This window comes from Rhodovarius lipocyclicus, assembly GCF_009900765.1.
Taxonomy (GTDB): domain Bacteria; phylum Pseudomonadota; class Alphaproteobacteria; order Acetobacterales; family Acetobacteraceae; genus Rhodovarius; species Rhodovarius lipocyclicus.
On record NZ_JAAABL010000008.1, the window covers coordinates 41,040 to 65,912 of the forward strand.

Genomic DNA, 24,873 nt, shown 5'->3' on the forward strand with positions numbered 1-24,873 from the left:
GTTCCCGATATCATATTGGCGCAAGACCCCGACGATTCGGACTGCGGCAGCATATGATTATCCATAGGTGGAATGGATTCAATCGTCTGGTGTGTTTGATCCATCTGGGGACCGCGGATTCATCCCAGCGCCGGTGCTGCCTCACCCTGAAGCGAGGCGCTGCTCCGGCCAGGCGTCCGGGATCGGGGCGCTTCGACGCGTGATGTTCGCGGCCCCGGTCTGCCGCCCGTCCAGGATGGCCTCCACCAGGTCCGGCGCCAGCAATGTGAGGTTCAGCAATCGGCCGATGTAGGTCCGGTTCACTCCCTCGGCCCTAGCGAGCTCTCGGATCGAGGCGTAGCGACCTTCCTCCAGCATCTGCCGCCACCGAAACGCCCGCGCCAGCGCCTTCACCAGGGCGGGATCTCCGCGGGTGGTGGCCCCGCCTGCTGCGTCGTTGCCTGCCCGCACCGGCGCCCCATCCGGCCCGATGATTTGCTTTCGGCCGCCGCGACGTCGGATCGCCATGGGGACTACCACCGTCACGCTGGTCATGCGGCCATCGCGCCATGCTTCGCCGCCATGTCCCGCGCCAGCCCGGCGAGCCCATCCAGGTTCAACCTGATCTCCGCCCCGGCCTCGCCGACCGTCACGCGCTCGACCAGCAGCCGCACGATCCGTTCCTGTTCGCCGGGGAATAGCTCGTCCCACAGAGGATCGAGCCGCCCGAGCGCGCCGCGCACCTCGGCCTCGGTCAGGTCGGGCGCTTCGGCACGCGCTGCGCGCCACGTGCCGACGATGACCTCCGGCTGGCGGAGCAGGGCGCGGACCTGGGCCATCACCAGACCCTCGATTTCGCCTGCCGGGAGGCGGCGGTGTGGCGCGTCATTGGCGCCGCCCTGCAGCACCGCCTGGCTGACGTAATAGCGGTAGAGCCGCCCCTTCTTTCGGGTGTGGGTGGGGGACATCGCCCGCCCGTCGGGCCCAAACAGCAGGCCGCGGAGCAACGAAGCCGCGTTGGCGCGGTTCTTCGCGCCGCGCACCCGCGGGCTCTCAGCCATGATCGCGTGTGCACGGTCCCATAGTTCCCGCGGAACGATGCCTGCGTGCTCGCCTGGGTACGACGTCCCCTTGTGCACCGCCTCACCGAGGAAGGTACGGTTCATCAGCAGCTTGTAAACGGCGCCCTTGTCGAAGGGGCGGCCGGTCTTCGTCAGCAACCCCTCGGCGTGCAGCACCGGCAGCAGCTTGGTGGCGGAGCCGATCTCGGCGAAGCCCTCGAACACGCGGCGCACCGTCGCGGCGCCAGCTTCCTCCACCAGGAGCTTGCGATTCTCGACGCGATATCCGAGCGGCACCGGGCCACCCATCCACATGCCCCGCGCCCGCGAGGCGGCGACCTTGTCGCGCACCCGCTCGCCAATCAATTCGCGCTCATACTGTGCAAAACTGAGCAGAATGTTGAGCGTGAGCCGGCCCATGCTGGTGGTTGTATTGAACGATTGAGTAACCGAAACAAACGTGACTTCGTGTTCGTCGAAGGTCTGTACGAGCTTCGCGAAATCCATCAGCGAGCGCGACAGCCTGTCGATCTTATAGCAAACGATGACATCCACGAGGCCGGCCTCGATATCGGCCAGCAGGCGGCGCAGGGCGGGGCGTTCGAGCGTGCCGCCACTGACCCCGCCATCATCATAGCGGTCGTGCACCAGCACCCAGCCCTCGGATCGCTGCGACGTGATGAAGGCCTCGCACGCGGCGCGCTGCGCATCGAGCGAGTTGAACTCCTTCTCCAACCCCTCGTCGGTGGATTTTCGGGTGTAGACGGCGCACCGGAGCTTGCGCGTCTTCGCCGGCATGGGGGCGTCACGACGGCTCATGCGCCGGCCCTCCGGATCCCGAAGAACACCCAGCCATTCCAGCGGGTACCCGTGATGGCGCGAGCGATTGCCGACAGCGACTGGTATGGGCGCCCCTGCCAGTCGTAGCCATCGCGCGTCACAGTCACGACGTGCTCGACACCCTGGTATTCGCGCAGCAGTCGCGTGCCAGCGATCGGGCGCTGGTCGTGGCGAATCCGGCGGAGCGTGATGCTGCGGCCGTCGAATTGCTCGCCTAGCGCCTCGAGGCGCTCCAGCGTCTCGCGCTTCAAGCCGCCATAGGCCAATTCCTGGATGCGGTAAGAAAGGCGGCTTTCCAGGAAGCGACGATTGTAGGGCGGCGGCTCGGTGCCAAAGAGCCGGCGCCACTCGGCCTTCAACTCGCCGATTGGCATGCTGGGCAGTGCCGCCAAGCGCGCGGGTACGTCCGGCTTCGGGATGGCGGGAATGGTCGGCGCCGGCGGGGTGCCGGGTTTGGATTTGTTGGCGCGTGTCATGCGGGTCTCCGGTTGGTCCGGGTTGCATGGAGGCGCTGGGGTGCCGGGAAGTGGAGGCAACTCTCTCCCTGGTTCGCCTCCTCGCGCGCAGCTTCCTCGGCAGCGCGGCTGCGGAGCCGCACCAGGCCACGCGCCAGGATGCCGCAGACCTCGCGGAGGTGCGGCGGGAGGTGAGCGTTCAGTCCCGCGGGCGATGGCTTCATACTTAGCCCTACCCGCCACGGTGGCAATCCGTCCCAATCAGGCGCGGCGGCGTTCCAACTGAGGCGCGATCCGCCGCCAGGGCTGACTCAACTTCTTCTTGATCGTGCTGGAGTCCGGATGTTCGCCACGATCAGCGAACCAAGCCTCCATGCGGCGAACGTATTCTGCCAGCGTCGCCGGCGGCCCGTCCTGGAACATGCTGACCAGTGCCTCGGCCCAGAAGGCATCCCAGTCATAGCGCGGTGCTGCGCCACGCGCGGCCGGTGGCGGCGCCACGGCAGCGGCTCCGCTGCTTGCCGGCGCCGCACCCACCTCCTGCTCCGCCTCAAATCGCAAACGCTCGGCGTGCCGGACGACCAGCCGTTCGCGCGAAACCACGATCGTGCCCGCGTCATCGCCGCGCGCTTCAATACTGATGTAGCGACCTGGCTCTGCCTTGAAGCTGCTGATCGTCTCGGACCCATTCATGAGGGTGGCCCAGGCCTGCGACTGGTGGAGATCTGCGGCGCCCGAGAGGTAGCTGCGCTCGTCCGGGATGTGGCACCAGTCCCGATCATTCACGTCCTCGATGCTGCCCTTCTCGACAGCGAGGCCCGCGACGACGACGGACAGGGTGAGCTCATTGGCCGCGACGAAATTCGCCACGTCCAATTCCGTCACGCCCCAACGCTCACAGATCTCGGCCAGCCCATAGCAGGGCTTCCTCACGATTCGGCCGCCCACGACATTCATCCCTTCCCGACAAAGCGCAACCGCCGATACGCCTGCACTACTTTCGCCATATCCTTCCGCATGTCGGGCGGCAGTCGCTGCGCCTCGACGAACAGATCATCCATCCGCACGCCGAGAATGGCGGCGGCGCGCTCTATCAGCTCGTCGCGGGGCGGATTCTCCTGGTCGCGCTCAATGCGCGACCAATAGGCCGCCGAGATTTCCAATCGCTCCGCGAAATCGTTCAACCCGATGCCGAGCGCAGTCCGTCGCTCGCGGATGACCGATCCAAAGCTCACCGTTGCTCTCCTTGAACCAGGCCGTAGCGGCTCAGCCGTACGGCGATAAAGCGCTCCGATACGCCGAAGTCGCCCGCCAGCGCGGCGACCACGCCCTCGATCACCTCGGGCGGGTTGTCGGCCGCCAGGACGCGGCAGCCCTGCCGACCCCGATGCGCCGCATGCACCGTGCGCAGCCGCTCCGACCGCGCGTGCACCAGCATCCGGAGATGGAGCTGCACCGGGGGAGCGAGTAGCGCACCCATGAATTCATTCGCCCGACGCTCGGAGGCCGCTGTGGTCCGATCGAGCAGCGCGCTCGGGCCGGCCGTCACTGACCGATACCGCCGCGCTGGCGTGCCGAGTGCCACAGGCACGTCGAACACCACGTGGCCAAGCTCGTGGGCCGCGGTGCTGATCGCGAGGTCCGGCCGGCCGGCCACCATGCGCGCATTCACCGAGACCAGCGCCGTGCCTGGCATGTCGGGATCCGTCTCGCAGACGCCGAGCACCGCCTCCCCGGAGCCATCATGCACAGGATGGTCCAGCTCCCAGGCGACTACGATGGCCCGACCGTTCGCCGACACTGTCCGCGTGGCGGCGACCAGTGCGGCGAGCGGAAGCGCGAATCCACCAGGCTCCGTCATGGCCTGGCGGCGCACCTGCGCGGCGACGGCCCAGAGGGTCTGGGCGGACAACGGCCGAGGCGCGCCCGAGGCGGCGTGATGCGGGTACTCAACGGTGATGGACATGCCGGGATCATGACGAATTGCTGTGCGATTGGTCAACAGCATTGTTCCCTTCCTGTTCGCCCATCCCCGATATCCACAGGCGACCGGCTGAGGGAGCAGTTCCCGCGTCGGTGGGGCGGAAATCGCCGGGCTATCCATCTGATTTCGGGCGAAAGAGGCCATAAGTCTCTGATTTGGCGATGGGGAATAAATCCCAACCCTCTTCAATTCCCCATTGCGCCCCATTCGGCCTCTCCGCCCCGGCAGGTCGTGTGGTTGTTTCTGGACGTCATAGCCGTCCTCCAGGAGCCACGCCCGATGCCCACCGAGCTTTCCCTCGCCGATCTCGACGTCGTTCACCCCCTTGCTGAGCGCTACGCGCGGCGCCTCTGCCGCACCCTCGGGCGGCCCAGCCATGAGCGGGAGGACATGGAGCAGGACATGCTGCTCGACCTCCTGGCGCGGTTGCCCGGCTTTGATCCGGCGCGCGGGACGTTGGCGGCCTTCGCCACGGTCTGCTTCCAGCACCGCGCATCCCGTCTTGCCACACGCCTTCGCCGCGAGAAGCGCGAACGGCACGAGGCGTCGCTGGATGACGCAGTGCCGGGCCAGGAGGAGGAGCTGACGCTCGCCGACATCATCCCCGAATCGGAGGGGTATGCGGCGTGGTGCGGCCAGCAGACCGACGCGGTGGCCGCGCTGGAGCGCCGCCTCGATCTGGATCGCGCCGGCGCCGTCCTGGACCAGCGCGACCACAGCATCTGCGCAGCCCTGACGCAGTGCACGCCGCACGAGCTCGGCCAGCAGGGTCCCCTGCCGCGGTCGGTCCTCTACCGCCGCATCAGGGAAATGCGCCTGCGGCTGCTCGCCGGTGGCATCGCCGCGGCGGCCTGAGACGCATCGGCGAGGGGCTGGGTAGGGCTAAGTATGGACACCAACATCACCGACATCCGCGCAGTGTCGAAGCCTCTCACCGAGGCGTCGCTCTGCACCTGGCTGGGCGCCGCGGCTCCCGGCGACCGCATCACCTATCACCGCGGCGCGCTCGCCCGGCAGGTCTGCCCGCAGTTGCAGTGCCTGCCCGAGCCGGAGCGCACGGCGCTGCAGCGCCTGGCAGCCCGCGCCTGGAAGCTGGCCGATCTCGGCCTGGCGGATATCGTGCAGCGCCGCCACGGCTATGAGGACTACGCCTACATCCTCGTCGCCCGCCACCGCCCCCGCCGATATGCGTCGTCCATCCTGCCGCTGCTGCTCGCGGAGGCCGCGTGATGGACGCGCTCCGCACCAACCGCCCCACTCTCGACGCGCTTCGCCACATGCCGGTGAGCGACGTCATCGCGCTTCCCGCCGAGCATCTGGCGCTGCTGCAGACGGATGCGCGCGAGGCGCTGGATGGCGCCAAGCGCATGCAGGACTGGATCGAGGCCGCGATTGCGCTGCGCTACGAGCAGCGCGCCGTCGGCGCCCGTTCCGCCGCCGGCAAGGACACGGGCACGGTCCGCTTCCAGGACGGCGTCGTGGAGATCGTCGTCGATCTGCCGAAGCGGGTGGAATGGGACCAGGCGCGTCTCGCCTCCCTGTCCGAGCAGATCCGCGCCGGCGGCGAGGATCCCGGCCAGTATGTCGAGGTCAGCTTCAAGGTCTCGGAGCGCGCCTATACCGTCTGGCCGGAGCGCATTCGCGCCGCCTTCGAGCCGGCGCGGACCGTGCGCACGGGTCGCGCCACCTATCGCCTCGCCATCATGTCGGAGACCGCGCGGCGGGACAGCCCACATGCCGGCGCCCTCCATCCTCTGCGGGGGGCTCTCTGATGGCGCTGCGCATCGTCACGGCCGACGACCGGCTCTCCGCCGCCGCGAACAAGACCACCATGGTCATCGTCGGCGAGAGCGGGTCGGGCAAGACCACACTGGTCAAGGTACTGCCCGCCGTCGAGACGGCCTTCCTCGACCTCGAGGCCGGCATGAAGTCGGTGCAGGACTGGCGCGGCGACAGCATCCCCGTGCGCTGCTTCGAGGACATGGTGGTTCTTACCTCCCTGATCGGCGGCCCGAATCCTGCCGCCCCGCCCACCGCCTTCTTCTCGAACGAGCACTACGCCCACTATGCCGCGCAGCATCCCGAGCTCGTCGCAATGCTCGCCCGCAAGTCGATCATCTTCGTCGACAGCATAACCGATCTGACGCGTCAGGCCATGGTCTGGGCGAAGAAGCAGCCCGAGGCCTTCTCGGACAAGACCGGTAAGCCGGACACCCGCGGCGCCTATGGGCTGCTAGGGCGCGAGGTCATTGGCCTGCTGAAGCACCTCCAGCACGCACCGGGCAAGACCGTGATCCTGGTCGGCATCCTGGAGAAGCACACCGACGACTTCGGCCGCGTCACCTGGCAGCCGCAGATGGAGGGCGGCAAGGCCGGCCGCGAACTCCCCGGCATCGTCGATCAGGTCATCACCCTCTCGCTGTTCTCCCGCGATGGCGACGGCGCGCTGGTCCACGACCCTCAGCGCGGCACGGAACGCCGGCTGGTCTGCCAGGCGGGCAACCGCTTCGGGCTGCCGGCCAAGGACCGCTCCGGCCGCCTCGATGAGACCGAGCCGCCGGATCTGCTCGCGCTGCTCCGCAAGATCAACGCGCCCGCCCCATCCCCGGCCTGACCCGAACCCGAGAGGCACACCGATCGATGTACGACATGAACGACGCCGAACTGCCGCGTGGCTCCGACCTCATCCCGGACGGCACCTTTGCCAAGGTGACCATGGTGATCCGCCCTGGCGGGGTGGACGGTCAAGGCGAGGCGGACCGCGGCCTCCTGAAGGCATCCCGTGGCGGCGGCGACACCGCCATGGTCGACGGCGAATTCACCGTCGCTGCGGGCCCGCACATCCGCCGCAAGTTCTGGCAGACCTTCACGGTGGTCGGCGGCAAGGTCGATGAGCACGGCGTGTCCATCGCCTGGAAGATCTCCAAGGGGACTTTCCGCGCCATGATCGACAGCGCGCTCGGCCTCGACCCGCAGGATATGAGTGAGGCCGCAAAGGCGAAGCGGGTCCTGCGGGGGTTGTCCGACCTGTCGGGCATCACCTTCGCCGCCAAGATCCGCGTCGAGCCGGCGAACGACCCTCGCTACAGCGACAGCAACCGCCTCGACCGCGTGGTGCTGCCGGGCGAGCCCGAATACGCGCGCATCATGGCGGGCGAGTCGGTGCCGGCTTCGCCCAGCGGCCAGCGCGCGGCGAAACCTGCCGCTGCTCCCGCGCCCGCCGCCCCCGCCTGGGCCAGCGCGGCAGCGCCGCAGGTCGCCGCCCCAGCGTCGCCTTCCTGGGCCGCACCGGCGGCTACGCCGGCCGCCCCGCCCCCCCGTTCGGCACCCCCCGCCGCCGGCGGCCCGGCCTGGCTGAACGGATGATGCGCCGATGGTCCGTCGCCGCTGGACGCGGCCGGCGCAGCCGCGTGCTGCGGCCAAGTCCCTGCCACCGCCGCGCGGCTGCTCGCCCGATGATCAGGTGCGTCGCCTCACATGCGCGCTCTGCAGCCGGGAGGCGAAGGGCTTCGGCTACATCCACGAGATGCGGCTGGGCGAGTTTCCCCATCACCGCTTCTGCTCGATGCGGTGCTGCGACGCAGGCGGGGCGATGGCCCGCAGGTCCAACGGCGTGATCGACAAAACGCAGATGGAGGAGCGCGCGGTGAAGGACGCGCGCCGGCCGCTCGCCGAGGTGCTGGTGGAGTTGAACCTCATGGCGCCGTTCCACGACCGGAGTGCCACGGAGATCGACCGCATCATCGAGGCCTGCGTCGACGGCTTCCAGGCATCCATGCAGCGCCAAGCCGCCGAGCGGGATCCGCTCGACGACCCGATTCCATTTTGACCCCTCAAGCAGAAGGCAACCATCGATGACGTGTGTACCCGATAATCCCGACGCATTGCTTCGGCGCGAGCTTACGGCCGCGGCACTCACTGAACTTGGCTATCCGGTTTCGCCACGCACTCTCGCCACCAAAGCCACGCGCGGCGGCGGCCCGCCCTACTCGATGTTTGCCGCTCGCGCGCTCTACCGCTGGGGCGATGCTCTGGAATGGGCTCGCAGTAGAACGACCCAGCCCTTGCGCTCGGCGCGCGGCACCGCGGCTGGCGAGAGAAGCGAGTGATGGGCACCGCCGTGATCACCCCGTCGCATATTCACGGCGCATCGATCGTGATCGCGACAAGCTGCCGCACGTCCCCGCCGGCCGGGCGTGCGGGTCAATGATCGATCTGAACCACGGCTCCGGCCTCGTCTACGGAGGGCAAAGCATGGCCCTCTGCGACGCCCCAGCGGTCACCGCCCGCATCAACGCGCATGTCGATGCGGCGCTGGTCGCGCGCAATCAGCAACAGCGCCCCCGCGACTATCTCGGCGGCAGCCGCATCGGCGAGGCCTGCGCGCGAAAGCTGGTCTACGAGGTAGCCCACGCGCCGAAGGATGCTGGCCGGGACTTCGACGGTGGCATCCTGCGCATCTTCGATGCGGGGCACCAGTTCGAAACGCTGTCCATCCGCTGGCTCCGTCAGGCCGGCTTCGACCTGCGCGATCGTGGCGCCGATGGCGAGCAGTTCGGCTTTGCCGCCGCGGGCGGAAAGCTGCGCGGCCATGCCGATGGCGTCATCGTGGCAGGGCCCGACGTCGGCATCCGCTGGCCTTCCCTGTGGGAGCACAAGGCTCTCGGTCAGAAGTCATGGACCGACTTGGTCAAACACGGCCTGCGCCAGTCCAAGCCGATCTACTTCGCCCAGGTGCAGCTCTACATGGCCTACCTCGAGCTCGAGGTGGCGCTCCTCACGGCGCTGAACCGCGACACGCTCGCCCTGCACCACGAGGCGGTGCCCTTCGATGCAGCAGAGGCGCAGCGGCTGTCAGATCGCGCGGTCGATATTCTCCGCGCTGCTGAGGCCGGCGAGTTGCCGCCGCGCATCGCAGCGCATGCCGATTTCTACCTCTGCCGCTTTTGCGCCTACGCGGCACGCTGCTGGGAGAATGCCCAATGACGCCTGCCACCACCTCGCGCATGACGCCCCTTGCCTTCAGCTTGAAGCGTCATGTCCTACGTCACGCACATCGCTTCTGGTGCGAGATCGATGCCAAGGCGGTCGCTACCGCCCCGATTTACATCTTTCCAGATAGTCGCCGCTTCGACTCGGACGATGTTGAGCGGCTCGCCACCAGCAACCTGGGCGGCACGCTCAAGCTGCCGCACCCGCACTGCATCTTTGAACTTCAGGACCCTGAACAGCCCGAGGCATGTCTCGCCTCCTACGCACGTGCCACTGAGGCAGGCGTCGATAGCTTCCTGTTCCGCTTTATTCCATCGCGGAATTGCTGGAGCGACCTGATGGCCGCAGTGGAATTCCTGCCCAACGGTGTTGCCGAAGTCATGGGCCACCCGAAGGAGCAGGACCCGAACCATTACGCACCGACCTTTGAGGCAGCGACCTCCATGATCTGGCGTGCGCTGGGGCTGCTCTCCATTCCGACGCCGCTAGCAGAGCAGCAGCTTTCGCCACTGCGTCGGCGCCCCTTTGCGAAGGATGGCGTGCGCGGATGGACCTATCGCGTTGCCGACATCCAGCCGCACATCATCGCATCCGCGCTGGCTGAGCGGAGCGGCTCACATGCCTCACCCCGTTGGCACATTCGCCGTGGCCACTGGCGTGCGCTCGCCGATGGTCGCCGCGTCTTCGTCCGCCAATGCGAGGTCGGCGATATCGCCCGTGGTGGCGTGATCAAGGATTACCTGGTGAATGGCGGGGAGCTCGCATGAGCTTCACACCCTCTCCCCAACAGGCCGACGCCATCCGCGCCATCGTGGATTGGTTCCAGAACCGCACGCACCAACAGCAGGTCTTCCGCCTGTTCGGCTATGCCGGCAGCGGCAAGAGCACCGTCATCACCTACGCCATCCAGGCGATCGGCATCGACGTGGCTGCCAGCGGCGATGAGGAGGATGCAGCACGCCGTCGCATTCTCTTCGCGGCTTTCACCGGCAAGGCGGCGCTGGTGATGACCCGCAAGGGCACGCCTGCCTCCACCATCCACTCCCTCATCTATCGCGTCTCGGAGGCGACGCCCGAAGAAATCGACCGCGTCGAGCGCGAGCTCCTCGACCTTCAGCGTGGCCTCGGACGCATGGCACCCGCCGAGCGCGCGTTCGCGGAGATGCAGATCAGCAAGCTGCAGCTTCGCCTCGCCGACATCCACAAGCCCACCTTCCTGCTGAACGAGCAGTCACTGGTTCGGGACGCCGACCTCATCGTGCTGGACGAGGTGTCGATGGTCGGCCCCGAGATGGCCGCCGACCTGCTGGCCTTCGGCAAGCCCATCCTGGTGCTGGGCGATCCCGGCCAGCTGCCACCCATCAAGGGCACCGGCGCCTTCACCGAGGCAAAGCCGGACATCATGCTTACCGAAATCCACCGCCAGGCCGGCGAGAGCGCGATCATCCGCCTCGCCACCATGGCCCGGCAGGGCGTCGACATCCCGCCCGGTGAGCATGATGCGCATGTCTGGAAGCTGCCGCGCAACGCGGTGCGGCCCGAGCAGATGCTGCGCGGCGGCCAGGTCATCTGCGGCCGCAACGACACGCGGCGCTGGCTCAACAGCCAGATCAAGCAGGCAGCTGGCTTTCCGGCCCCCTATCCCGCGGGCCAGGACGAGAAGCTCATCTGCCTGAAGAACCGCCACGACCTCGGCTTGGTCAACGGCATGTTCCTGTCGCTGGCGGAGATCCGGCACGAGAGCGAGCTGGCCTTCTCGGCCACCATCACCACCGAGGATGGCGTCGCCATCTCCGGCCGGCACCGCTTCTACAAGGGCCACTACGACGACCACGTCCGCTACGACCGGGAGCGGCTGACCCGGGACTACCGCGAGATGCGTGGGCTGATCGAGAGCAGCTGGGGCTATGCCATCACCTGCCACAAGGCCCAGGGCAGCCAGTGGGAGAATGTCGTCGTCTACGATGACGGGCTGAGCCGCACGGCCGAGGATCGCAATCGCTGGCTCTACACCGCCATCACGCGCGCCGAACGCGGGTTGGTGATCCTTGATTGACCTGAACGACGCCGCACCGCCGGCATCCTCAGTCCGCTACGACCTGGACGCCATTGGTGCCCGCCTGCGCGACAGCGCCCATGCCTGGGTACCGGGGCTGTTCCCCAATGGGCGGCGCCAGGGCGATGAATGGCGGCTGGCCAACATCCAGGGCGCACCGCCGCGCAAATCCGGATCCTGCGTGATCATGCTGACCGGCGAACATGCCGGCGACTGGCACGACTTCGATGGCGCCCAGGGCGGTGGCCCATTCAGCACCTTGGAGCATGGCACCGGCCTGTCGGGCCGGCTGCTGTTTGCCGAGGCGGCAGCGCGGGTCGGTTGGACGGGCGACGCACCCGCACGGCAGGAGCCACCGCCGGCGCGCAAGCCGGAGCGCGACATGACGCACGAGATCGGCTTCGTGCGGGAGCACGCGGTGCCGATCGCTGGGACGGCCGCAGAGACCTATCTGAGTGCCCGCGGCCTGGCCGTGCCGATCGGCTCCGACCTGCTTTTTCACCCCGACCTGACGAACTTCGAGACCAAGGCCGGCTATCTGGCGATGATCGGCCTGGTCCGCGACGTCGTCGGCGAGGTGATCGCGCTCCATCGCACCTATCTGCAGCAGGATGGCGACACCGTCCGCAAGGCCGATGTCCCCAAGCCGCGCATGATGATGGGCAAGGTCAGTGGTGGCGCGGTGCGCCTGGCCCAAATCGGCACCCATGGCGTGCTCGGGCTCTGCGAGGGCATCGAGACCGGCCTGGCCGTCATGGCTGCCTGCCCAGGGCTGCCGGTCTGGGCCACGCTTTCCACCTCCGGCCTCGAGCAGGTGCAGCTGCCGCCCGAGGCCCAGCGCATCATCATTCTCGCCGACCATGACACCTCCGGCGCAGGCATGCGCGCCGCGGATGCCTTGGCGGGCCGCCTACGGCGCAACAGCGTCGTCACCGCCATCGCCAAGCCGCCCCAGCAGGGCGACGACTTCAACGACATGCTGGGCCGCGATGGCCCCGAGGCCATTGCCGCCCTGGTAGACGCCGCCCTGCGTGCGGCTGCTGCGCCTCCACCAGCAGCCGAGGACGAGACCGGCCGGCACCTGCCGCTGGGCTTCCTCGAACCCACAGCGCCATTGCCGGTGCTGCGCGCCGATGAGGGCAATCTCCGCCGCGCCACCGATCGCGCCTGGAGCGCCATCCTCGCCTCCAACCGCACGCCCTGGCTGTTCCGGCTCGGCGGGCTGCCCAGCTGGGTCACACCCGACGATGAGGGTCGGCCCGTCGCCGCCACGGTCTCCGAGGAGCGGCTGCGTCACATGCTGGCCAAGCTGGCAGATTGGCGGAAGGTCAACGCCAAGGGCGATGCCATCCCCGCGCCCCCGCCCACCGGCGTGGTGAAATCCCTGCTGGCCACCCCGGATCCAGGCCTGCCCATCCTCGCCGGCATCGTCACCACGCCGGTCTTTGGGCGCGGCGGCGTGCTGCTCACCGAACCCGGCTATCACCCCGACGCCCGCCTGCTCTATCGCCCGACCGCGGGCTTTCGCCTGCCATCCATTCCCGACCGTCCATCGGCCCAGGACATCGCGGCCGCGCGCTCCCTGCTGCTGGATGACCTCCTGGGCGACTTCCCCTTCACCAGCACCGCAGAGCGCGCCCATGCGCTGTCCCTGCTGCTGCTGAGCTTCCTTCGCGCCATGGTCGATGGCCCGACGCCGCTGCATCTGATCGAGAAGCCCACGCCCGGCACCGGCGCCACGCTGATGGTGGACGTCATCGCCACCGTCCTCACCGGCGTCGGCGCCTCGGTCATGACCGAAGGGCGCGACGACGAGGAATGGCGCAAGCGCATCACCGCCAAGCTGCGGCAGATTCCCTCGCTCATCCTGATCGACAATCTGCGCGAGCAGCTCGATAGCTCGGCCCTTGCCGCGGCCCTGACCGCCCCGTTCTGGGAGGATCGCATCCTCGGGCAATCCGAGATGACGCGGCTGCCCATCCGCTGCGCCTGGGTCGCCACCGGCAACAACCCCACCTTTTCGAACGAGATGGCGCGGCGCCTGGTCCGCATCAGGCTCGACGCGCACACCGACCAGCCCTGGCGCCGCGACACCTTCCGCCACCCCGACCTCATGGTGTGGGTGCGCGCCAATCGCGGCCGGCTGGTCTCCGCCTGCCTCACCCTCTGCCAGGCGTGGATCGTGGCAGGCCGGCCCCGCGGCGGCCGCAGCATCGGCAGCTACGAGATCTGGGCGCAGACGCTGGGCGGCGTGCTCGACGTGTCAGGGATCGAGGGCTTCCTCGGCAACCTCGACGAGATGATGGCGGCGTCCGACAGCGAGGGCGGTGCGTGGCGGGCTTTCGTGCAGACCTGGTGGGATCGCTTCGGCACGGCTGAGGTCAGCGCCAGCGACCTCTTTGGGCACGCCAGGCTGGCCGACCCGCCGCTGCCGATCAGCGCGAAGGATGAAAACGGCCAGCGCGTTCGCCTCGGTAGGGCACTCAGCAAGATGCGCGATCGCGTGTTTCGGGTCAGCGACAGGCGTGTGCGCCTCCAGTCCGGCGGCGCGTCGCACAACGCCCAGCGCTGGCGCCTGACGACGTCTCAGGAAAGCAACACCGGGAAATCCTCCCCTTCCTCCCCGGTGGGACCGCAGGCGGGGAGGATTGGTGAGGGTCGGGGAGGATTCTCCGACAATCCTAACCTAGCAACGATCCAGGTTTTTCCTGGGCCGGGGGAGGATGGGGAGGAAGGGGAGGATTTTTCCTCCCCCTACACATGCGCGCACGCGCACACACACATGAACCGAGGGCCGGGAATTTCCTCCCCTTCCTCCCCTTCCTCCCCGAACCCTGATTCTACCTCGGTTTTTCGAGGGGAGGATCGCGGGGAGGATGCGGCGCAACCCTCCCCATCCTCCCCTGGTCCCCCGGCCTGGCTGGATGGCGTGCCGTGATGCGCCGTCCGCACAGCACCGGCCCGCCCAGGCTCCGATCGACTGAAAGCCGGGCAGCGACGGCGAGCTCCGCCAAGAACCGCGCCGTCGCCGCCCTCACCAGGATCATCCCCTCTCGGAGACCACCATGGCACCAGCGACTCTCACCATGCCCGCCGCCCATGCAAGCGGCCCGCCCATCGCCCTCCCGCCCACGATCAGCCTGGCGCACCACGCGGTCCTCGCCCTGGATCTCGGCACCACGACCGGATGGGCACTGCGCCGCCATGATGGTGGCATCACCTCGGGCACGATGACCTTCAAGCCCAGCCGCTTCGAGGGTGGCGGGATGCGATTCCTGCGCTTCCGCGGATGGCTGGCGGAGGTCGCTGCCCTGTCCGGCGGCGTGGCGCGGATCGTGTTCGAGGAGGTCCGCGCCCATGCCGGGACGGACGCGGCCCACATCTATGGCGGCTTCCTCGGCACGCTGACCGCCTGGTGCGAGGAGCACGACGTCCCCTACGAGGGCGTCCCGGTCGGCACGATCAAGCGCTACGCCACCGGCAAGGGCAATGCCGACAAGGCGAAGATGGTCGCCGCCATCGAGGCCCGCGGCTTCCGGCCGGCCGACGACAACGAGGCGGATGCCATCGCCCTTCTGCTCTGGGCCACCGACCCCACGGGAGGCCGCGCATGAGCATGCACGGCGCACCGCTGCCGCCCCGGTCCTGCCTCGACCGCGGCACGCGCAGCCCGACCAACGACAGCGAGGTGAACGCCATGCGTGCGGCTGCCTGGCATCGCCACGGCGTCGCCGCCCTGCCGATCGCCGAGATCACCGACGACTGGCTGCGTCAGGCCATCACCAACGAAGCCAATCGGCGCTGGGGGCGTCGCAACGGGGAGAACCACGATGGCCGGTAAGCGCAAGACCAAGGCGTCGAAGGCGAAGCCCGATGATCTGGCGAAGCCTTCGAAGTGGCGGCTCCAGCATGGCGGCTTCTCAGAGCCGGTTCGCGAGGAGGATCCCGACACGGGGTCGCCCGTTGCGCATCGACGTGCCGTGGACACGCTCGGGCTGATGCTGGCCAACGGCAACATCACCCCGCAGATGCACGAGGCGGGCTGCATTTTTCGCACGCTGTTCCGCAGCGCGGCGATCGACAGCATGTCCACGTCGCAGCTGATCCGCCTGCCCGGCTCGACGGCAGACCGGCTCTCCAACCGCCAACTCGACGCGCGCCGGCGAGTGCTTGCGGCGATGGATGCGCTCGGAGGACACGACAGCCCGGCCGGCTCCTGCATCTGGTTCGTCGTAGGCCTCGAGATGTCGGTCCGTGAATGGGCGGCCCGTCGAGGCTGGAGCGGCAGGCCAGTGCCGCAGCCAATCGCGGGCGGCATTCTCGTCGCAGCGCTCGGCATTCTGGCCATGCACTTCGGACTGACGCCACGCGAGCAAGCGGCATGAGATGATTCGGCTGCAGAGTTTTGGCTGCCACGGTCTCCACCCCGACACTCGTCAGCGGCGAGTGTGAACACTCGGCGGAACTCAAACATCGCCGCAGTGGCTGTAGAGCCCCGCTTCTTCAGACGCCTTTTGCAGCCCGTCGAGCAGGAGCAATATACTCGAGTCGCTGGCCACCAGAACAAAGGATCCAATGTGCCCGTCCGTGCGCTTTCGATGCAGGAAAGCCAATCGGCTACTGCCCTTCGCTCCCTAGGCATGATCACGCGCTGGGAGTGGATGGCGGCGTTCGATACCAACGGCACAACATGCATCAGCTTCCGCACCGACAAGCTGAGCGACCGAACGGATCCCGATCAGGAGATGCAGGATCATTGGGCGAATGGTGGGTCGGTCATCATTCACCACAACCACCCAAGCGATGAGAGCCTTTCCTGCGCCGATTGGAACGCACTGCTGAAGTTCAGCGTGTCCGAGATCTTTGCACATACGAGCGATGGCTCATGTTTCTATGGCAAGATTCTCAACCCGACGACCACCTCTGCGGCCCTCGTTAACTTTGATGCAGCGGGTAACGCGGGTGAAGGTGTTTTGATCGCCGCTCGTCTGGGCCATCCTCAAGCGCTAGGACACTGCGCCGGGCTGCTGCGCAAGCACGTCGTTGCCGAAGCTCTCTCTTCGAAGGGTCACGTCGACTACCAGTTTAGCCCAGGCCCCATTTGGCAGTCTGTGCTCTCGCCCTGGGCGCAGACCCTGCCGTTGGCGATTCAGGCTGCAGCGAACGAGCTGTGAGAGCTTGCAAGCCGGCGGCCTGATCGATTGACGAGTGGTCCGGCATCGCTCGTTTTCGAAGCTGGCGCAGAAGCGGTGGACGTGATGCTCGAGGTCAGTGGGAGCTCAATGCACCCGAGGTTGCTGTTACAATAGACCCCATGGCGGCGCGCAAATCGAGTTGGCTATGATGGTGACACGTCGAGAAGGTGCGTCGAGCACCGCGGCTCCCGAGCCACTCGCCAGCTGATCAGCCACTGTGGCTCTCGAGCCGCAGGGTCCTTCCTGGCCCCGCCGTATGCGGGGGGCGGAAGCGCGCAACATTCCTAGCGCCAGGCTATTTTTCCAGGTTGCCACGGCGCCGCGTTGCCAGCCCCGTCAGGCGGCACCTTTCACCACCACCATCGATTCCAGCAGGTGCGCATGCCCCAGGCCCCATGGTCTGCGAGCGCCGTCGAGGCGCGCGCGGTCGCTTCCCTGCTGCCCTATGTCGGCAACGCGCGCACGCATTCCGCCGATCAGGTGGCACAGATCGCGGCCAGTATCCTGGAGTTCGGTTTCGTGGCGCCCGTGCTGGTCGATGAGCGCGGCGAGGTCATCGCCGGCCATGGCCGGCTGCAAGCCGCCAAATCCCTCGGCCTGGAGACCGTCCCCACCATCACCCGCGCCGGACTGACCGATGCGCAGAAGGCCGCGTACCGCCTGGCGGACAATCGCATCGCGCTGAACGCCGGCTGGGACGAGGCGCTGCTCGCCGCCGAGGTGGCGAATCTGCAGGAGATGGGCGGTGTCGATCTGGCGCTGACTGGCTTCGACGCAGGTGAGCTTGATCGCCTGCTGGCCGGCATGGAGCCGGTGGCAACGGACCCTGGCAACGCGGCACTTGCCAGCCCGGCCGTTGCCAGCGCCGAGGCCCCTGGCAACGAGGCGCCGGCGGACGATCCCGCGGACGCTGATCCGGAGCCGCCGCGCCAGGCGGTCACCCGTCCCGGCGACCTCTGGCTGCTGGGCGATCACCGCCTCCTCTGCGGCGACAGCACCGACGCCACCTCCGTGGCGCGCGTGATGGGTGATGACCGCGCCGCGCTGCTGTTCACCAGCCCGCCCTATGGGAACCAGCGGGACTACACCACCGGCGGCGGCACCGATTGGGATGCTCTCATGCAGGGCGTGTTCCAGCATCTCGACGCCGCCATACGCCCGGACGGCCAGGTGCTGGTAAACCTGGGGCTGATCCATCGCGACAGCGAATGGGTCCCCTATTGGGCCGCCTGGCTCGACTGGATGCGCGCCCGCGGCTGGCGCCGCTTCGGCCTCTACACCTGGGACCAGGGGCCCGGCCTGCCCGGCGACTGGAACGGCCGCCTCGCACCGGCCTTCGAGTTCGTCTTCCACTTCAACCGCCAGGCGCGCCAGGCGAACAAGATCGTGCCCTGCAAATGGGCCGGCACGCCGAACAAGGGCAGCGGCCTGCGCGCAGCCGACGGGACCATCTCGGAATACCAGCATGCGGGCCTGCCGGTTCAGGACTTCCGGATCCCCGACAATGTGCTGCGCCTGACCCGCCATAAGGGCCGTGGCATCGAGACCGAGCACCCCGCGGTGTTCCCGGTGGTGCTGCCAGAATTCCTGATGCGCACCTACACCGACGAGGGCGAGGTCGTGTTCGAACCGTTCGGCGGCTCCGGCACGACCATTCTCGCCGGCCAGCGCACCGGCCGCCGCGTGTGCGCCATCGAGCTGGCGTCCGCCTATATCGACTTGGCGATCGCCCGCTGGCGGATGCTGCATCCCGACCTGCCGGTGACGCTGGCAGATGATGGCCGCGATTACGAGGCTGTCGCCGCGGCCCGCATGGAGGTCACTGCCGATGCGGCCTGACCTTCAGGTGGAGATGATGCCGGTGGCATCGCTCGCGGCCTATGCCGCCAATGCGCGCATGCACCCCACCGAGCAGGTGGCGCAGCTGGCGGCGTCCATCGCCGAGTTTGGCTTCAACGTGCCGGTGCTCGTAGATGATGCCGGCGTGCTGATCGCGGGCCATGGTCGCGTGCTGGCCGCTAAGGCCCTCGGACTCGACGCGGTTCCCGCCATCCGGCTCGGCCATCTCTCCGAGGCGCAGGCGCGGGCCTTTCGGCTGGCCGACAACCAGCTGGCGCTGAATTCAACCTGGGACGAGAGCCTGCTCGCTGCCGAGTTGCGGGAGCTTCGCGCCGACGAATTTGACCTCGGCCTGATCGGCTTCGACCAGGCAGCGCTGGATCGTCTGCTGGCCGATGCCGCGGGCGACGTCCCGGCTGCCGCCGGTGATCCCGACGCGCCGGCGCCCGAGCCACCGGTCGTGCCGGTCACGCGGGCTGGCGACCTCTGGCAGCTTGGGCCCCACCGGCTGCTCTGCGGCGATGCCACCAGCGCGGTCGACGTCGCGCGCCTGCTGGATGGCGCTACGCCGCATCTGATGATCACCGACCCACCCTACGGCGTGAACTACGATCCGGAATGGCGAAACGAAGCCGGCGTCTCCGCGACGATGCGCACCGGCAAGGTGGCGAATGACGATCGCGCCGACTGGCGGCAGGCCTGGGCGCTGTTCCCCGGCGACGTCGCCTATGTCTGGCACGCAGGCGTGCACAGCCGCACGGTGATCGACAGCCTTGAGGCGACGGGCTTCGTCATCCGCAGCCAGATCGTCTGGGCGAAGTCGCGCTTCGTGCTGGGGCGCGGCGACTATCACTGGCAGCACGAGCCCTGCCTCTATGCCGTCCGCAAGGGCGCGACCGGCCACTGGCAGGGTGCACGGGACCAAGCCACGCTCTGGGCCATCTCCAATGGCGGCGACGAGGATGCCGCCACCGTGCATGGCACGCAGAAGCCGGTGGAATGCATGCGCCGCCCGATCATCAACAACAGCGCCGCCGGCGAGGCGATCTATGATCCGTTCCTCGGCAGCGGCACCACGCTGATTGCCGCGGAGACGACGGGGCGGGTCTGCCACGCGGTGGATATCGACACGCGCTATGTCGATGTGGCGATCCAGCGCTGGCAAAATCTCACCGGCAAGGCTGCGGTGCTGGCGGGTGAGGACCGGGTGTTCCGGGACGTGGCCGCGGCGCGTGGTGTCGCGCTCGCGGCATGATGCGTCAGCGGGGTGCCGTCGCAACCTTCCGGGCGGCATCGAATGCGGCGACAGCGGCGGGCCAATCCAGCCTGGCGTCGTCGCCAAGCGTCTGCACCGACCCGAGGGTTACGCGGCGGCGCGACCAGTAGTTGCCATCCAGCGTGGCGAGCCAGCCGGCCAGCCCCTGCGCGGCGAGCGCCGCCGCGGCTGATTCGACCTCCGCCTCGCTCGGCGGTGCGGCGCGCCCCATGGTCACGTGCCGACCGTCCTGCGCGAGGATGATCCAGCGGCGCTCGGCGGGCATCAGCCCGCCTCCTTCTCGCTCTGCCAGGTGGCGTATTCCACCGTGGCGTAGATCGCCCGTCCGTCGCTGGCGGTGCAGACCTGGATGGTCGCGCGGCCCACGCTGTCGGTGCTGCGCGGCGCGGTGGCGAGCAGCTGCTGCCAGGCGGCGCGATCCTGGGGGCCTTCGGCGGTCTCGTGCGGGAGGGTGGTGGTGGTCATCGTCATCTCCGTCTCGGCGGGGCGGGATGCCCTGCGCGTGACGGACGATTCGCGCTGTGTCGGAACGCAGCCAACTCAATAGAGCGCCGGGAATCTGGATGATCCCCGGCGCTCCTGATCATGTTCAGTGGCGTGGCTGAGATGCTTCATTCCGCCAGGGCGTAGATGGTGAAGGAGCCCTTTGCGCCCGTCTTGTTCGGCCCGACCATCCGCTCGCGCGACTTCACCTCGACCGCGTGGCCCTTCTTCTTCAGCCCGGCAAAGAAGCCGCGGACCGTGTGCTGCGCCCAGCCGGTGGCCTCGGCGATCTGCGCCACCGTCGCCCCTTCAGGGCGGCGGAGCATGGCCAGCACCTGCTCTTGCTTGGTGCCCTCGCGCGGCTTGCGCGGCGCGCCGGGCTCGCGCGCGATGCGGGTGGGCTTGCCGGCGAGCAGGGTGCGGAGCGCTTCCATCGGCGCGTCGAGTGCACCGATCATGTCGCCCTCGCGGTTGGCCTCGTCATCCCAGGTGGCGAGGATGGCCGCGGCGGCTTCGCGCAGGCTGGCGCGCGGCGTGGCGGCGCGCGCAGCGAGAGCTTGGTCGAGCAGGGCGATCTCCTCCGTCAGGGGCGCGGCCTGGGCGGCTTCGGGCGCCGGGGCGTCCTGTGTGGCGGGCTCCGCGGCCGGCGCCACCGTGCGCGCCGTGTCGGGCACGCTGCCCTCGATGCCCGAGCAGTCGGGCTCGCCGGCCCCCGCGTCGCCCTCGTTGGGGTCGATGCCGATGGCGCGCAGCCCCTCGTCGGTGATGCGCGCGACGATCCAGGTGCCGTCCTCATCCTGGCGCCAGCCCAGGCCGACATGCTCCCGCGGGGCGTTGATCTCGGTGAGCAGGTTGTTCTTGATCAGGCTGCGGAAGACCGCGTTGCGGGCTGCGGCGGGCAGGGTCTTCGGTGCGCGGGCGAGGCCCATCTCGTGCTGCGCGGCGGCGCTGAGAATCACGCGCTGGGTGTCGGAAAGCTGGGTCATCGTGGTGGTCTCCGGTTCCGGGTGCCGACCGTCGGCCCCTACTGCCGGGAGCCCCGCCGGCGTGGCCGGTCGGGGCGGTGCGGGAGTGACCCGCGTCAGGCCTGGTATTCGCCGCGGCGGAAATGCTGATCCGCGATGTCCTTCAGCTTCGCGGTGGCATCAGAAAGCCAGGCCGCCTCGCCCCAAAGCACCTCCTCGGGGTCCGCGCCGAAATGGTCCGCGCTGGCCTGGGTGAGTTCGGCGAGGAGGGCGTCGAATTCGGCTTTCTTCGCGAGGAAGGCGGCCAGGCTGCGTTCCTGGTTGCGGGCGGCGCGGGCTTCGCGGTCGGTCATGCTGGTCTCCGTCGTGGTGCAGGGCGGGGTGCTCTGCGTGTGACGGACCATTCGCGCTGTGCCGCGCACGAGCCAAGCAAGATGGAGCAGCGCGGAATTGCTAAGTTTCGGCGGTCTGGATCACATCATGATCATGCCGGTCGCCGGCCTGGAGCGCCTCCCGGCGCACATCATTCTTGCCAATTTTTGCCAAGCCAGGGTATCGTCTGGGATATGGGCACCATGAACGTCTCCCTACCGGATGGGCTGAAATCCTTCGTGGATGAGCAGGTCGCCGCGCGTGGCTACAGCACCAGCAGCGAGTATGTCCGCGAGCTGATCCGCAAGGACCAGGAGCGCGAGCGCCTGCGCGGCCTGCTGCTGGACGGCGCGGCATCTGCTCCGACGGCGCCAGCGGATGACGGCTATTTCGACACGCTCCGCCGCCGCGTCCGCCAACAAACGCAGGCGTGACCGCCAAGCCAGTCATTCCGCGGGAAGCGGCGCAGCGGGATATCGACCAGGCCATCGCCCACTACGTGGCGGAAGCCGGCGCGCCGGTTGCACTGGCCTTCATTGATGCGCTGGAGCGGGCCTTCAGGCGGATCGCGCAGCATCCGGCCGTGGGCTCGCCACGCTACGCCTTCGAGTTGCGGCTGGAAGGGCTCCGCGCCTGGCCGCTGCGGCGCTATCCCTACTTGGTGTTCTACGTCGAGCGGGAGGACAACCTCGACGTCTGGCGGGTGCTGCATGCGCAGCGCGACATCCCGGCCTGGATGCAGGAACCCGAGGCGCCATAGCCCTTCCACTGCGCGGATGCCGCTTCGCTGAATTGATGGAGCCGCACATGCCGGCGAACGTCTCCGCGCCGGCGGAGCGCGTGGCCTCGCAGCGCGAGGTAGCGCGCCGGCTCGGCATCTCGCACACCGCGCTGCAGAAGGCCGCGCAGGCTGGCCGCATCGCGCAGGAGCCGGGCGGCGGATGGGACGTCGAGAAGGTCCGCGCCAGCCTCGCGGCCAGCAGCGATCCGGCGCGCAAGACGGCGGCCATGGTGGCGCCGGCACCGGCACAGCCTTTGCCTCCGCCGGCACCGCCGCGGCCAGCCTTCGTCACCCCGCCCATACCGGAGCCGCTGCCCACGCCATCTGCGGGAGGCAGCAGCTTTCACAATGCGCGCACCGCCAACGAGATGCTCAAGGCGCAGGAGCGCAAGCTCCGGCTCGATGAGCGTCGCGGCCAGCTGGTCGAGAAGGCCCGCGCGCTCATGCTTGTGCACCGGCTCGCCAAGGAGGAGCGCGATGCCATCCTCGCCTGGCCAGCCCGTATCGCCGCGGAACTCGCGGCCGAACTCGGCGTCGACGCCCATCGGCTGCAGACGCTGATGGATGCACGGCTGCGGCAGCACCTGGCCGAGCGGAACGACGTCCGCGTGGCGGTCGCATGATGACCGGCGAGCAGATCATCGGCGAACTCGGCAATTTCGACGGTGCCGCCGAGATCCTGCAGGCCTGGCGCGATGGCATGGCGCCGGAGCCGGCGCTGCTGGTCTCGGACTGGGCGGACAAGCATCGCATGCTCGGCTCCCGCGGCAGCGCCGAGCCGGGGCCGTGGCGGACCAACCGCACGCCCTATCTGCGCGACGTGATGGACGCGCTCTCGCCGGCACACCCGGCCCGGCGCGTGGTCTTCATGAAGGGCGCGCAGGTCGGCGGTACCGAGTGCGGCAATAATTGGATTGGCTACGTCATCCATCACGCGCCAGGCCCAATGCTGGCGGTGCAGCCGACGACGGAACTGGCCAAGCGCTTCTCCGACCAGCGTATCGACCCGCTGGTGGAGGAGACGCCCGCGATCCGGCAGCGGGTCGCCCCGGCGCGCTCGCGTGACAGCGGCAATCGGCAGCTATCGAAGGAGTTCCCTGGCGGCCAACTGGTGATGACCGGCGCCAACAGCGCCGTCGGCCTGCGCTCCATGTCGGCGCGCTTCCTGTTCCTGGACGAGGTCGACGCCTATCCCGGTGACGTTGAGGGCGAGGGTGATCCGGTCGCGCTGGCCGAGGCTCGGGCGCGCACCTTTGGCTGGCGCCGCAAGACGCTGCTGGTGTCGACGCCCACCATTTCCGGCCTGTCGCGCATCGAGCGGGAATACCTCGCCTCCGACCAGCGACGATTCTTCCTGCCCTGTCCGTACTGCGCCACGATGCAATGGCTGCGCTTCGAACGGCTGGTCTGGGACAAGGGCGAGCCGGACAGCGCCCGCTATCTCTGCGAGGCCTGCGACGGGGCGATCGGCGAGCAGCACAAAACGGCGATGCTGGCCGGCGGCGAGTGGCGGCCCACCGCCATCCCTCAGGATCCGCACGCAATCGGTTTCCACATCTCAGCGCTCTACTCGCCAGTCGGCTGGTTCTCCTGGTCGCAGGCGGTGCGGGATTGGGAGGCAGCCCAGGGCGACGACCGCGCCATCAAGACGTTTCGGAACACCGTGCTGGGCGAGACCTGGCAGGAAAGCGGCGAGGCGCCGGATTGGCAGCGGCTCTACGATCGTCGCGAGGAATGGGCGCCGGGCACGGTCGCGGCCGAGGGGCTGCTGCTGACGGCGGGTGTCGACGTCCAGCGCGACCGCCTCGAGGCCAGCATCTGGGCCTGGGCACAGGACCGGCAGTCCTGGCTGATCGAGCACCGCATCCTGGTGGGCAATCCGTTTGAGGCTGCGGTCTGGGACGAACTGCGCGGTCTGCTGGGTGAGACCTGGCGGCATGCCTCTGGCCATCGGCTCGGCCTCGCCATGACGGCGATCGACAGCGGCGACGGCATGACCACCGCCGAGGTCTACAGCTTCGTGCGCCGCGCCGGTGCTGGCCGCGCCATCGCCGTGAAGGGTCAGGACGGGCTGCGCGCGGCGATCGGCCAGCCCTCGGCCACGGAGGTGCGGCGGAACGGCCGCAAGCTGGGTGGCCTGAAGGTCTGGCCGGTCGGCTCGTCCTTCCTAAAGGGCGAGACATACGGCTGGCTGAAGCTGGAGCGGCCGACCGCGGAGAGCGGCGATCCGTTCCCGCCAGGATTCGTGCATCTGTCGCTGCATGCGGCCGGCGAGGAATTCTGCCGCCAGCTCACCGCGGAGCAATTCGTCGCCCGCGCCGGCCGCAACGGCTTTCGCCGGCTGGAATGGGTGAAGACGCGGGAACGGAATGAGGCATTGGACTGCCGGGTCTATGCTCGCGCTGCTGCGGCGGCACTCGGCATGGATGGTTGGGGGGACGGCCGCTGGGCACGGATGGCGGATGCGCTGTCGCTGCCAGCAGGCGAAATTCCCACCGGCGGGAATGTCGCTCCTCCATCGCCGCCGCAGATTGCGACTGACACCCAACGCCCACGCGGCTGGCTGGCGCCACGCAGCGGCTGGCTTCGCTGAGA

At 68.6% G+C, this 24,873-nt stretch carries 30 protein-coding genes; 20 read left to right on the forward strand and 10 right to left on the reverse strand.

Going from position 1 to position 24,873, the window contains the following annotated elements; translation table 11 throughout:
- Window positions 1-141 precede the first annotated feature (141 nt).
- The 6 genes from GT007_RS09295 to GT007_RS09320 all read right to left on the reverse strand — a co-directional run bounded on the left by GT007_RS09295 (window position 142) and on the right by GT007_RS09320 (window position 4,301).
- A complete protein-coding gene (locus GT007_RS09295) occupies window positions 142-450 on the reverse strand; it encodes a hypothetical protein (RefSeq protein ID WP_201451849.1) in 309 nt (102 codons plus the stop codon).
- Between the two features lie 80 nt (window positions 451-530).
- Window positions 531-1,859, reverse strand: a complete 1,329-nt coding sequence (locus GT007_RS09300) for a recombinase family protein (protein ID WP_160121327.1) — start codon at window positions 1,857-1,859, stop codon at window positions 531-533.
- The gene (locus GT007_RS09305; RefSeq protein WP_160121328.1) at window positions 1,856-2,356 is read right to left on the reverse strand and encodes a DUF2924 domain-containing protein; all 501 of its coding nucleotides are present in this window, start codon (window positions 2,354-2,356) and stop codon (window positions 1,856-1,858) included. Before GT007_RS09305 ends, GT007_RS09300 begins: the two co-directional genes overlap by 4 nt.
- A gap of 240 nt (window positions 2,357-2,596) precedes the next feature.
- Window positions 2,597-3,292: a hypothetical protein gene (locus GT007_RS09310; RefSeq protein WP_160121329.1), complete on the reverse strand. Its 696-nt coding sequence runs from the start codon at window positions 3,290-3,292 to the stop codon at window positions 2,597-2,599.
- Entirely contained in the window at window positions 3,289-3,570 is a 282-nt protein-coding gene (locus GT007_RS09315) for a helix-turn-helix domain-containing protein (RefSeq protein WP_111470928.1), read from the reverse strand. Before GT007_RS09315 ends, GT007_RS09310 begins: the two co-directional genes overlap by 4 nt.
- A complete protein-coding gene (locus tag GT007_RS09320; protein ID WP_160121330.1) occupies window positions 3,567-4,301 on the reverse strand; it encodes an ImmA/IrrE family metallo-endopeptidase in 735 nt (244 codons plus the stop codon). Before GT007_RS09320 ends, GT007_RS09315 begins: the two co-directional genes overlap by 4 nt.
- Window positions 4,302-4,598: 297 nt before the next feature.
- On the opposite strand from GT007_RS09320, the gene GT007_RS09325 reads away from it, so the two are divergent.
- The 16 genes from GT007_RS09325 to GT007_RS09400 all read left to right on the forward strand — a co-directional run bounded on the left by GT007_RS09325 (window position 4,599) and on the right by GT007_RS09400 (window position 19,656).
- A complete protein-coding gene (locus tag GT007_RS09325) occupies window positions 4,599-5,174 on the forward strand; it encodes a sigma factor (RefSeq protein ID WP_160121331.1) in 576 nt (191 codons plus the stop codon).
- Between the two features lie 63 nt (window positions 5,175-5,237).
- Complete coding sequence (locus GT007_RS09330) at window positions 5,238-5,549, forward strand: hypothetical protein (RefSeq protein WP_236571576.1); 312 nt, start codon at window positions 5,238-5,240, stop codon at window positions 5,547-5,549.
- A complete protein-coding gene (locus tag GT007_RS09335; RefSeq protein WP_160121399.1) occupies window positions 5,549-6,091 on the forward strand; it encodes a hypothetical protein in 543 nt (180 codons plus the stop codon). Before GT007_RS09330 ends, GT007_RS09335 begins: the two co-directional genes overlap by 1 nt.
- Window positions 6,091-6,933: an ATP-binding protein gene (locus GT007_RS09340; protein ID WP_160121333.1), complete on the forward strand. Its 843-nt coding sequence runs from the start codon at window positions 6,091-6,093 to the stop codon at window positions 6,931-6,933. The genes GT007_RS09335 and GT007_RS09340 overlap by 1 nt, the downstream gene beginning before the upstream one ends.
- 35 nt (window positions 6,934-6,968) lie before the next feature.
- The gene (locus tag GT007_RS09345; RefSeq protein ID WP_328798941.1) at window positions 6,969-7,685 is read left to right on the forward strand and encodes a hypothetical protein; all 717 of its coding nucleotides are present in this window, start codon (window positions 6,969-6,971) and stop codon (window positions 7,683-7,685) included.
- A gap of 7 nt (window positions 7,686-7,692) precedes the next feature.
- Window positions 7,693-8,148, forward strand: a complete 456-nt coding sequence (locus GT007_RS09350) for a DUF6511 domain-containing protein (protein WP_236571577.1) — start codon at window positions 7,693-7,695, stop codon at window positions 8,146-8,148.
- Window positions 8,149-8,525: 377 nt separating this feature from the next.
- Window positions 8,526-9,305, forward strand: a complete 780-nt coding sequence (locus GT007_RS09355; protein WP_160121335.1) for a hypothetical protein — start codon at window positions 8,526-8,528, stop codon at window positions 9,303-9,305.
- The gene (locus tag GT007_RS09360) at window positions 9,302-10,078 is read left to right on the forward strand and encodes a hypothetical protein (RefSeq protein WP_160121336.1); all 777 of its coding nucleotides are present in this window, start codon (window positions 9,302-9,304) and stop codon (window positions 10,076-10,078) included. Before GT007_RS09355 ends, GT007_RS09360 begins: the two co-directional genes overlap by 4 nt.
- A complete protein-coding gene (locus GT007_RS09365; RefSeq protein ID WP_160121337.1) occupies window positions 10,075-11,367 on the forward strand; it encodes an ATP-dependent DNA helicase in 1,293 nt (430 codons plus the stop codon). The genes GT007_RS09360 and GT007_RS09365 overlap by 4 nt, the downstream gene beginning before the upstream one ends.
- Window positions 11,360-14,305: a DUF7146 domain-containing protein gene (locus GT007_RS09370; RefSeq protein ID WP_160121338.1), complete on the forward strand. Its 2,946-nt coding sequence runs from the start codon at window positions 11,360-11,362 to the stop codon at window positions 14,303-14,305. The genes GT007_RS09365 and GT007_RS09370 overlap by 8 nt, the downstream gene beginning before the upstream one ends.
- Before the next feature lie 127 nt (window positions 14,306-14,432).
- A complete protein-coding gene (locus GT007_RS09375) occupies window positions 14,433-14,981 on the forward strand; it encodes a crossover junction endodeoxyribonuclease RuvC (protein WP_160121339.1) in 549 nt (182 codons plus the stop codon).
- Window positions 14,978-15,208 carry a hypothetical protein gene (locus GT007_RS09380; RefSeq protein ID WP_160121340.1) on the forward strand — a complete coding sequence of 77 codons (231 nt, stop codon included), beginning with the start codon at window positions 14,978-14,980 and terminating at the stop codon, window positions 15,206-15,208. The genes GT007_RS09375 and GT007_RS09380 overlap by 4 nt, the downstream gene beginning before the upstream one ends.
- Window positions 15,198-15,752 (forward strand): DUF6456 domain-containing protein, encoded by a 555-nt coding sequence (locus GT007_RS09385; protein WP_160121341.1) that lies wholly within the window; start codon window positions 15,198-15,200, stop codon window positions 15,750-15,752. Before GT007_RS09380 ends, GT007_RS09385 begins: the two co-directional genes overlap by 11 nt.
- A 255-nt stretch (window positions 15,753-16,007) precedes the next feature.
- Complete coding sequence (locus tag GT007_RS09390) at window positions 16,008-16,541, forward strand: hypothetical protein (protein ID WP_160121342.1); 534 nt, start codon at window positions 16,008-16,010, stop codon at window positions 16,539-16,541.
- 345 nt (window positions 16,542-16,886) lie between these two features.
- The gene (locus GT007_RS09395; RefSeq protein ID WP_408015539.1) at window positions 16,887-18,401 is read left to right on the forward strand and encodes a site-specific DNA-methyltransferase; all 1,515 of its coding nucleotides are present in this window, start codon (window positions 16,887-16,889) and stop codon (window positions 18,399-18,401) included.
- Window positions 18,391-19,656, forward strand: coding sequence for a site-specific DNA-methyltransferase (locus GT007_RS09400; protein WP_160121343.1), 1,266 nt, complete (start codon window positions 18,391-18,393; stop codon window positions 19,654-19,656). Before GT007_RS09395 ends, GT007_RS09400 begins: the two co-directional genes overlap by 11 nt.
- Window positions 19,657-19,660: 4 nt before the next feature.
- Here GT007_RS09400 and GT007_RS09405 read toward each other — a convergent pair whose 3' ends face one another.
- From GT007_RS09405 to GT007_RS09420, 4 genes are all read right to left on the reverse strand, one after another.
- Window positions 19,661-19,942, reverse strand: a complete 282-nt coding sequence (locus tag GT007_RS09405) for a hypothetical protein (protein WP_160121344.1) — start codon at window positions 19,940-19,942, stop codon at window positions 19,661-19,663.
- Window positions 19,942-20,142: a hypothetical protein gene (locus GT007_RS09410; RefSeq protein WP_160121345.1), complete on the reverse strand. Its 201-nt coding sequence runs from the start codon at window positions 20,140-20,142 to the stop codon at window positions 19,942-19,944. Before GT007_RS09410 ends, GT007_RS09405 begins: the two co-directional genes overlap by 1 nt.
- Before the next feature lie 146 nt (window positions 20,143-20,288).
- Window positions 20,289-21,146: a DUF3489 domain-containing protein gene (locus GT007_RS22375; RefSeq protein WP_236571578.1), complete on the reverse strand. Its 858-nt coding sequence runs from the start codon at window positions 21,144-21,146 to the stop codon at window positions 20,289-20,291.
- A gap of 95 nt (window positions 21,147-21,241) precedes the next feature.
- Window positions 21,242-21,478 (reverse strand): hypothetical protein, encoded by a 237-nt coding sequence (locus GT007_RS09420; protein ID WP_160121346.1) that lies wholly within the window; start codon window positions 21,476-21,478, stop codon window positions 21,242-21,244.
- Between the two features lie 222 nt (window positions 21,479-21,700).
- Here GT007_RS09420 and GT007_RS09425 point away from each other — a divergent pair, with 222 nt between their 5' ends.
- Genes GT007_RS09425 through GT007_RS09440 form a run of 4 tightly spaced genes read left to right on the forward strand, consistent with a single transcriptional unit; the run spans window position 21,701 to window position 24,871 of the window.
- A complete protein-coding gene (locus tag GT007_RS09425; protein WP_201451850.1) occupies window positions 21,701-21,931 on the forward strand; it encodes a type II toxin-antitoxin system ParD family antitoxin in 231 nt (76 codons plus the stop codon).
- Window positions 21,928-22,257, forward strand: a complete 330-nt coding sequence (locus GT007_RS09430; protein ID WP_160121348.1) for a type II toxin-antitoxin system RelE/ParE family toxin — start codon at window positions 21,928-21,930, stop codon at window positions 22,255-22,257. The genes GT007_RS09425 and GT007_RS09430 overlap by 4 nt, the downstream gene beginning before the upstream one ends.
- Before the next feature lie 47 nt (window positions 22,258-22,304).
- Window positions 22,305-22,901 (forward strand): elements of external origin, encoded by a 597-nt coding sequence (locus tag GT007_RS09435; RefSeq protein ID WP_160121349.1) that lies wholly within the window; start codon window positions 22,305-22,307, stop codon window positions 22,899-22,901.
- A complete protein-coding gene (locus tag GT007_RS09440; RefSeq protein WP_328798942.1) occupies window positions 22,898-24,871 on the forward strand; it encodes a phage terminase large subunit family protein in 1,974 nt (657 codons plus the stop codon). Before GT007_RS09435 ends, GT007_RS09440 begins: the two co-directional genes overlap by 4 nt.
- The last annotated feature ends 2 nt before the right edge of the window (window positions 24,872-24,873 follow it).

Bases quoted from the DNA above. Each gene is read 5' to 3' on its own strand.
- GT007_RS09300 (WP_160121327.1), bottom strand. From the start codon at position 1,859: ATGAGCCGTCGTGACGCCCCCATGCCGGCGAAGACGCGCAAGCTCCGG.
- GT007_RS09305 (WP_160121328.1), bottom strand. From the start codon at position 2,356: ATGACACGCGCCAACAAATCCAAACCCGGCACCCCGCCGGCGCCGACC.
- GT007_RS09310 (WP_160121329.1), bottom strand. From the start codon at position 3,292: ATGAATGTCGTGGGCGGCCGAATCGTGAGGAAGCCCTGCTATGGGCTG.
- GT007_RS09320 (WP_160121330.1), bottom strand. From the start codon at position 4,301: ATGTCCATCACCGTTGAGTACCCGCATCACGCCGCCTCGGGCGCGCCT.
- GT007_RS09325 (WP_160121331.1), top strand. From the start codon at position 4,599: ATGCCCACCGAGCTTTCCCTCGCCGATCTCGACGTCGTTCACCCCCTT.
- GT007_RS09335 (WP_160121399.1), top strand. From the start codon at position 5,549: ATGGACGCGCTCCGCACCAACCGCCCCACTCTCGACGCGCTTCGCCAC.
- GT007_RS09340 (WP_160121333.1), top strand. From the start codon at position 6,091: ATGGCGCTGCGCATCGTCACGGCCGACGACCGGCTCTCCGCCGCCGCG.
- GT007_RS09345 (WP_328798941.1), top strand. From the start codon at position 6,969: ATGAACGACGCCGAACTGCCGCGTGGCTCCGACCTCATCCCGGACGGC.
- GT007_RS09350 (WP_236571577.1), top strand. From the start codon at position 7,693: ATGGTCCGTCGCCGCTGGACGCGGCCGGCGCAGCCGCGTGCTGCGGCC.
- GT007_RS09355 (WP_160121335.1), top strand. From the start codon at position 8,526: ATGATCGATCTGAACCACGGCTCCGGCCTCGTCTACGGAGGGCAAAGC.
- GT007_RS09360 (WP_160121336.1), top strand. From the start codon at position 9,302: ATGACGCCTGCCACCACCTCGCGCATGACGCCCCTTGCCTTCAGCTTG.
- GT007_RS09365 (WP_160121337.1), top strand. From the start codon at position 10,075: ATGAGCTTCACACCCTCTCCCCAACAGGCCGACGCCATCCGCGCCATC.
- GT007_RS09375 (WP_160121339.1), top strand. From the start codon at position 14,433: ATGGCACCAGCGACTCTCACCATGCCCGCCGCCCATGCAAGCGGCCCG.
- GT007_RS09380 (WP_160121340.1), top strand. From the start codon at position 14,978: ATGAGCATGCACGGCGCACCGCTGCCGCCCCGGTCCTGCCTCGACCGC.
- GT007_RS09385 (WP_160121341.1), top strand. From the start codon at position 15,198: ATGGCCGGTAAGCGCAAGACCAAGGCGTCGAAGGCGAAGCCCGATGAT.
- GT007_RS09390 (WP_160121342.1), top strand. From the start codon at position 16,008: ATGATCACGCGCTGGGAGTGGATGGCGGCGTTCGATACCAACGGCACA.
- GT007_RS09400 (WP_160121343.1), top strand. From the start codon at position 18,391: ATGCGGCCTGACCTTCAGGTGGAGATGATGCCGGTGGCATCGCTCGCG.
- GT007_RS09405 (WP_160121344.1), bottom strand. From the start codon at position 19,942: ATGCCCGCCGAGCGCCGCTGGATCATCCTCGCGCAGGACGGTCGGCAC.
- GT007_RS09410 (WP_160121345.1), bottom strand. From the start codon at position 20,142: ATGACCACCACCACCCTCCCGCACGAGACCGCCGAAGGCCCCCAGGAT.
- GT007_RS22375 (WP_236571578.1), bottom strand. From the start codon at position 21,146: ATGACCCAGCTTTCCGACACCCAGCGCGTGATTCTCAGCGCCGCCGCG.
- GT007_RS09420 (WP_160121346.1), bottom strand. From the start codon at position 21,478: ATGACCGACCGCGAAGCCCGCGCCGCCCGCAACCAGGAACGCAGCCTG.
- GT007_RS09425 (WP_201451850.1), top strand. From the start codon at position 21,701: ATGAACGTCTCCCTACCGGATGGGCTGAAATCCTTCGTGGATGAGCAG.
- GT007_RS09435 (WP_160121349.1), top strand. From the start codon at position 22,305: ATGCCGGCGAACGTCTCCGCGCCGGCGGAGCGCGTGGCCTCGCAGCGC.
- GT007_RS09440 (WP_328798942.1), top strand. From the start codon at position 22,898: ATGATGACCGGCGAGCAGATCATCGGCGAACTCGGCAATTTCGACGGT.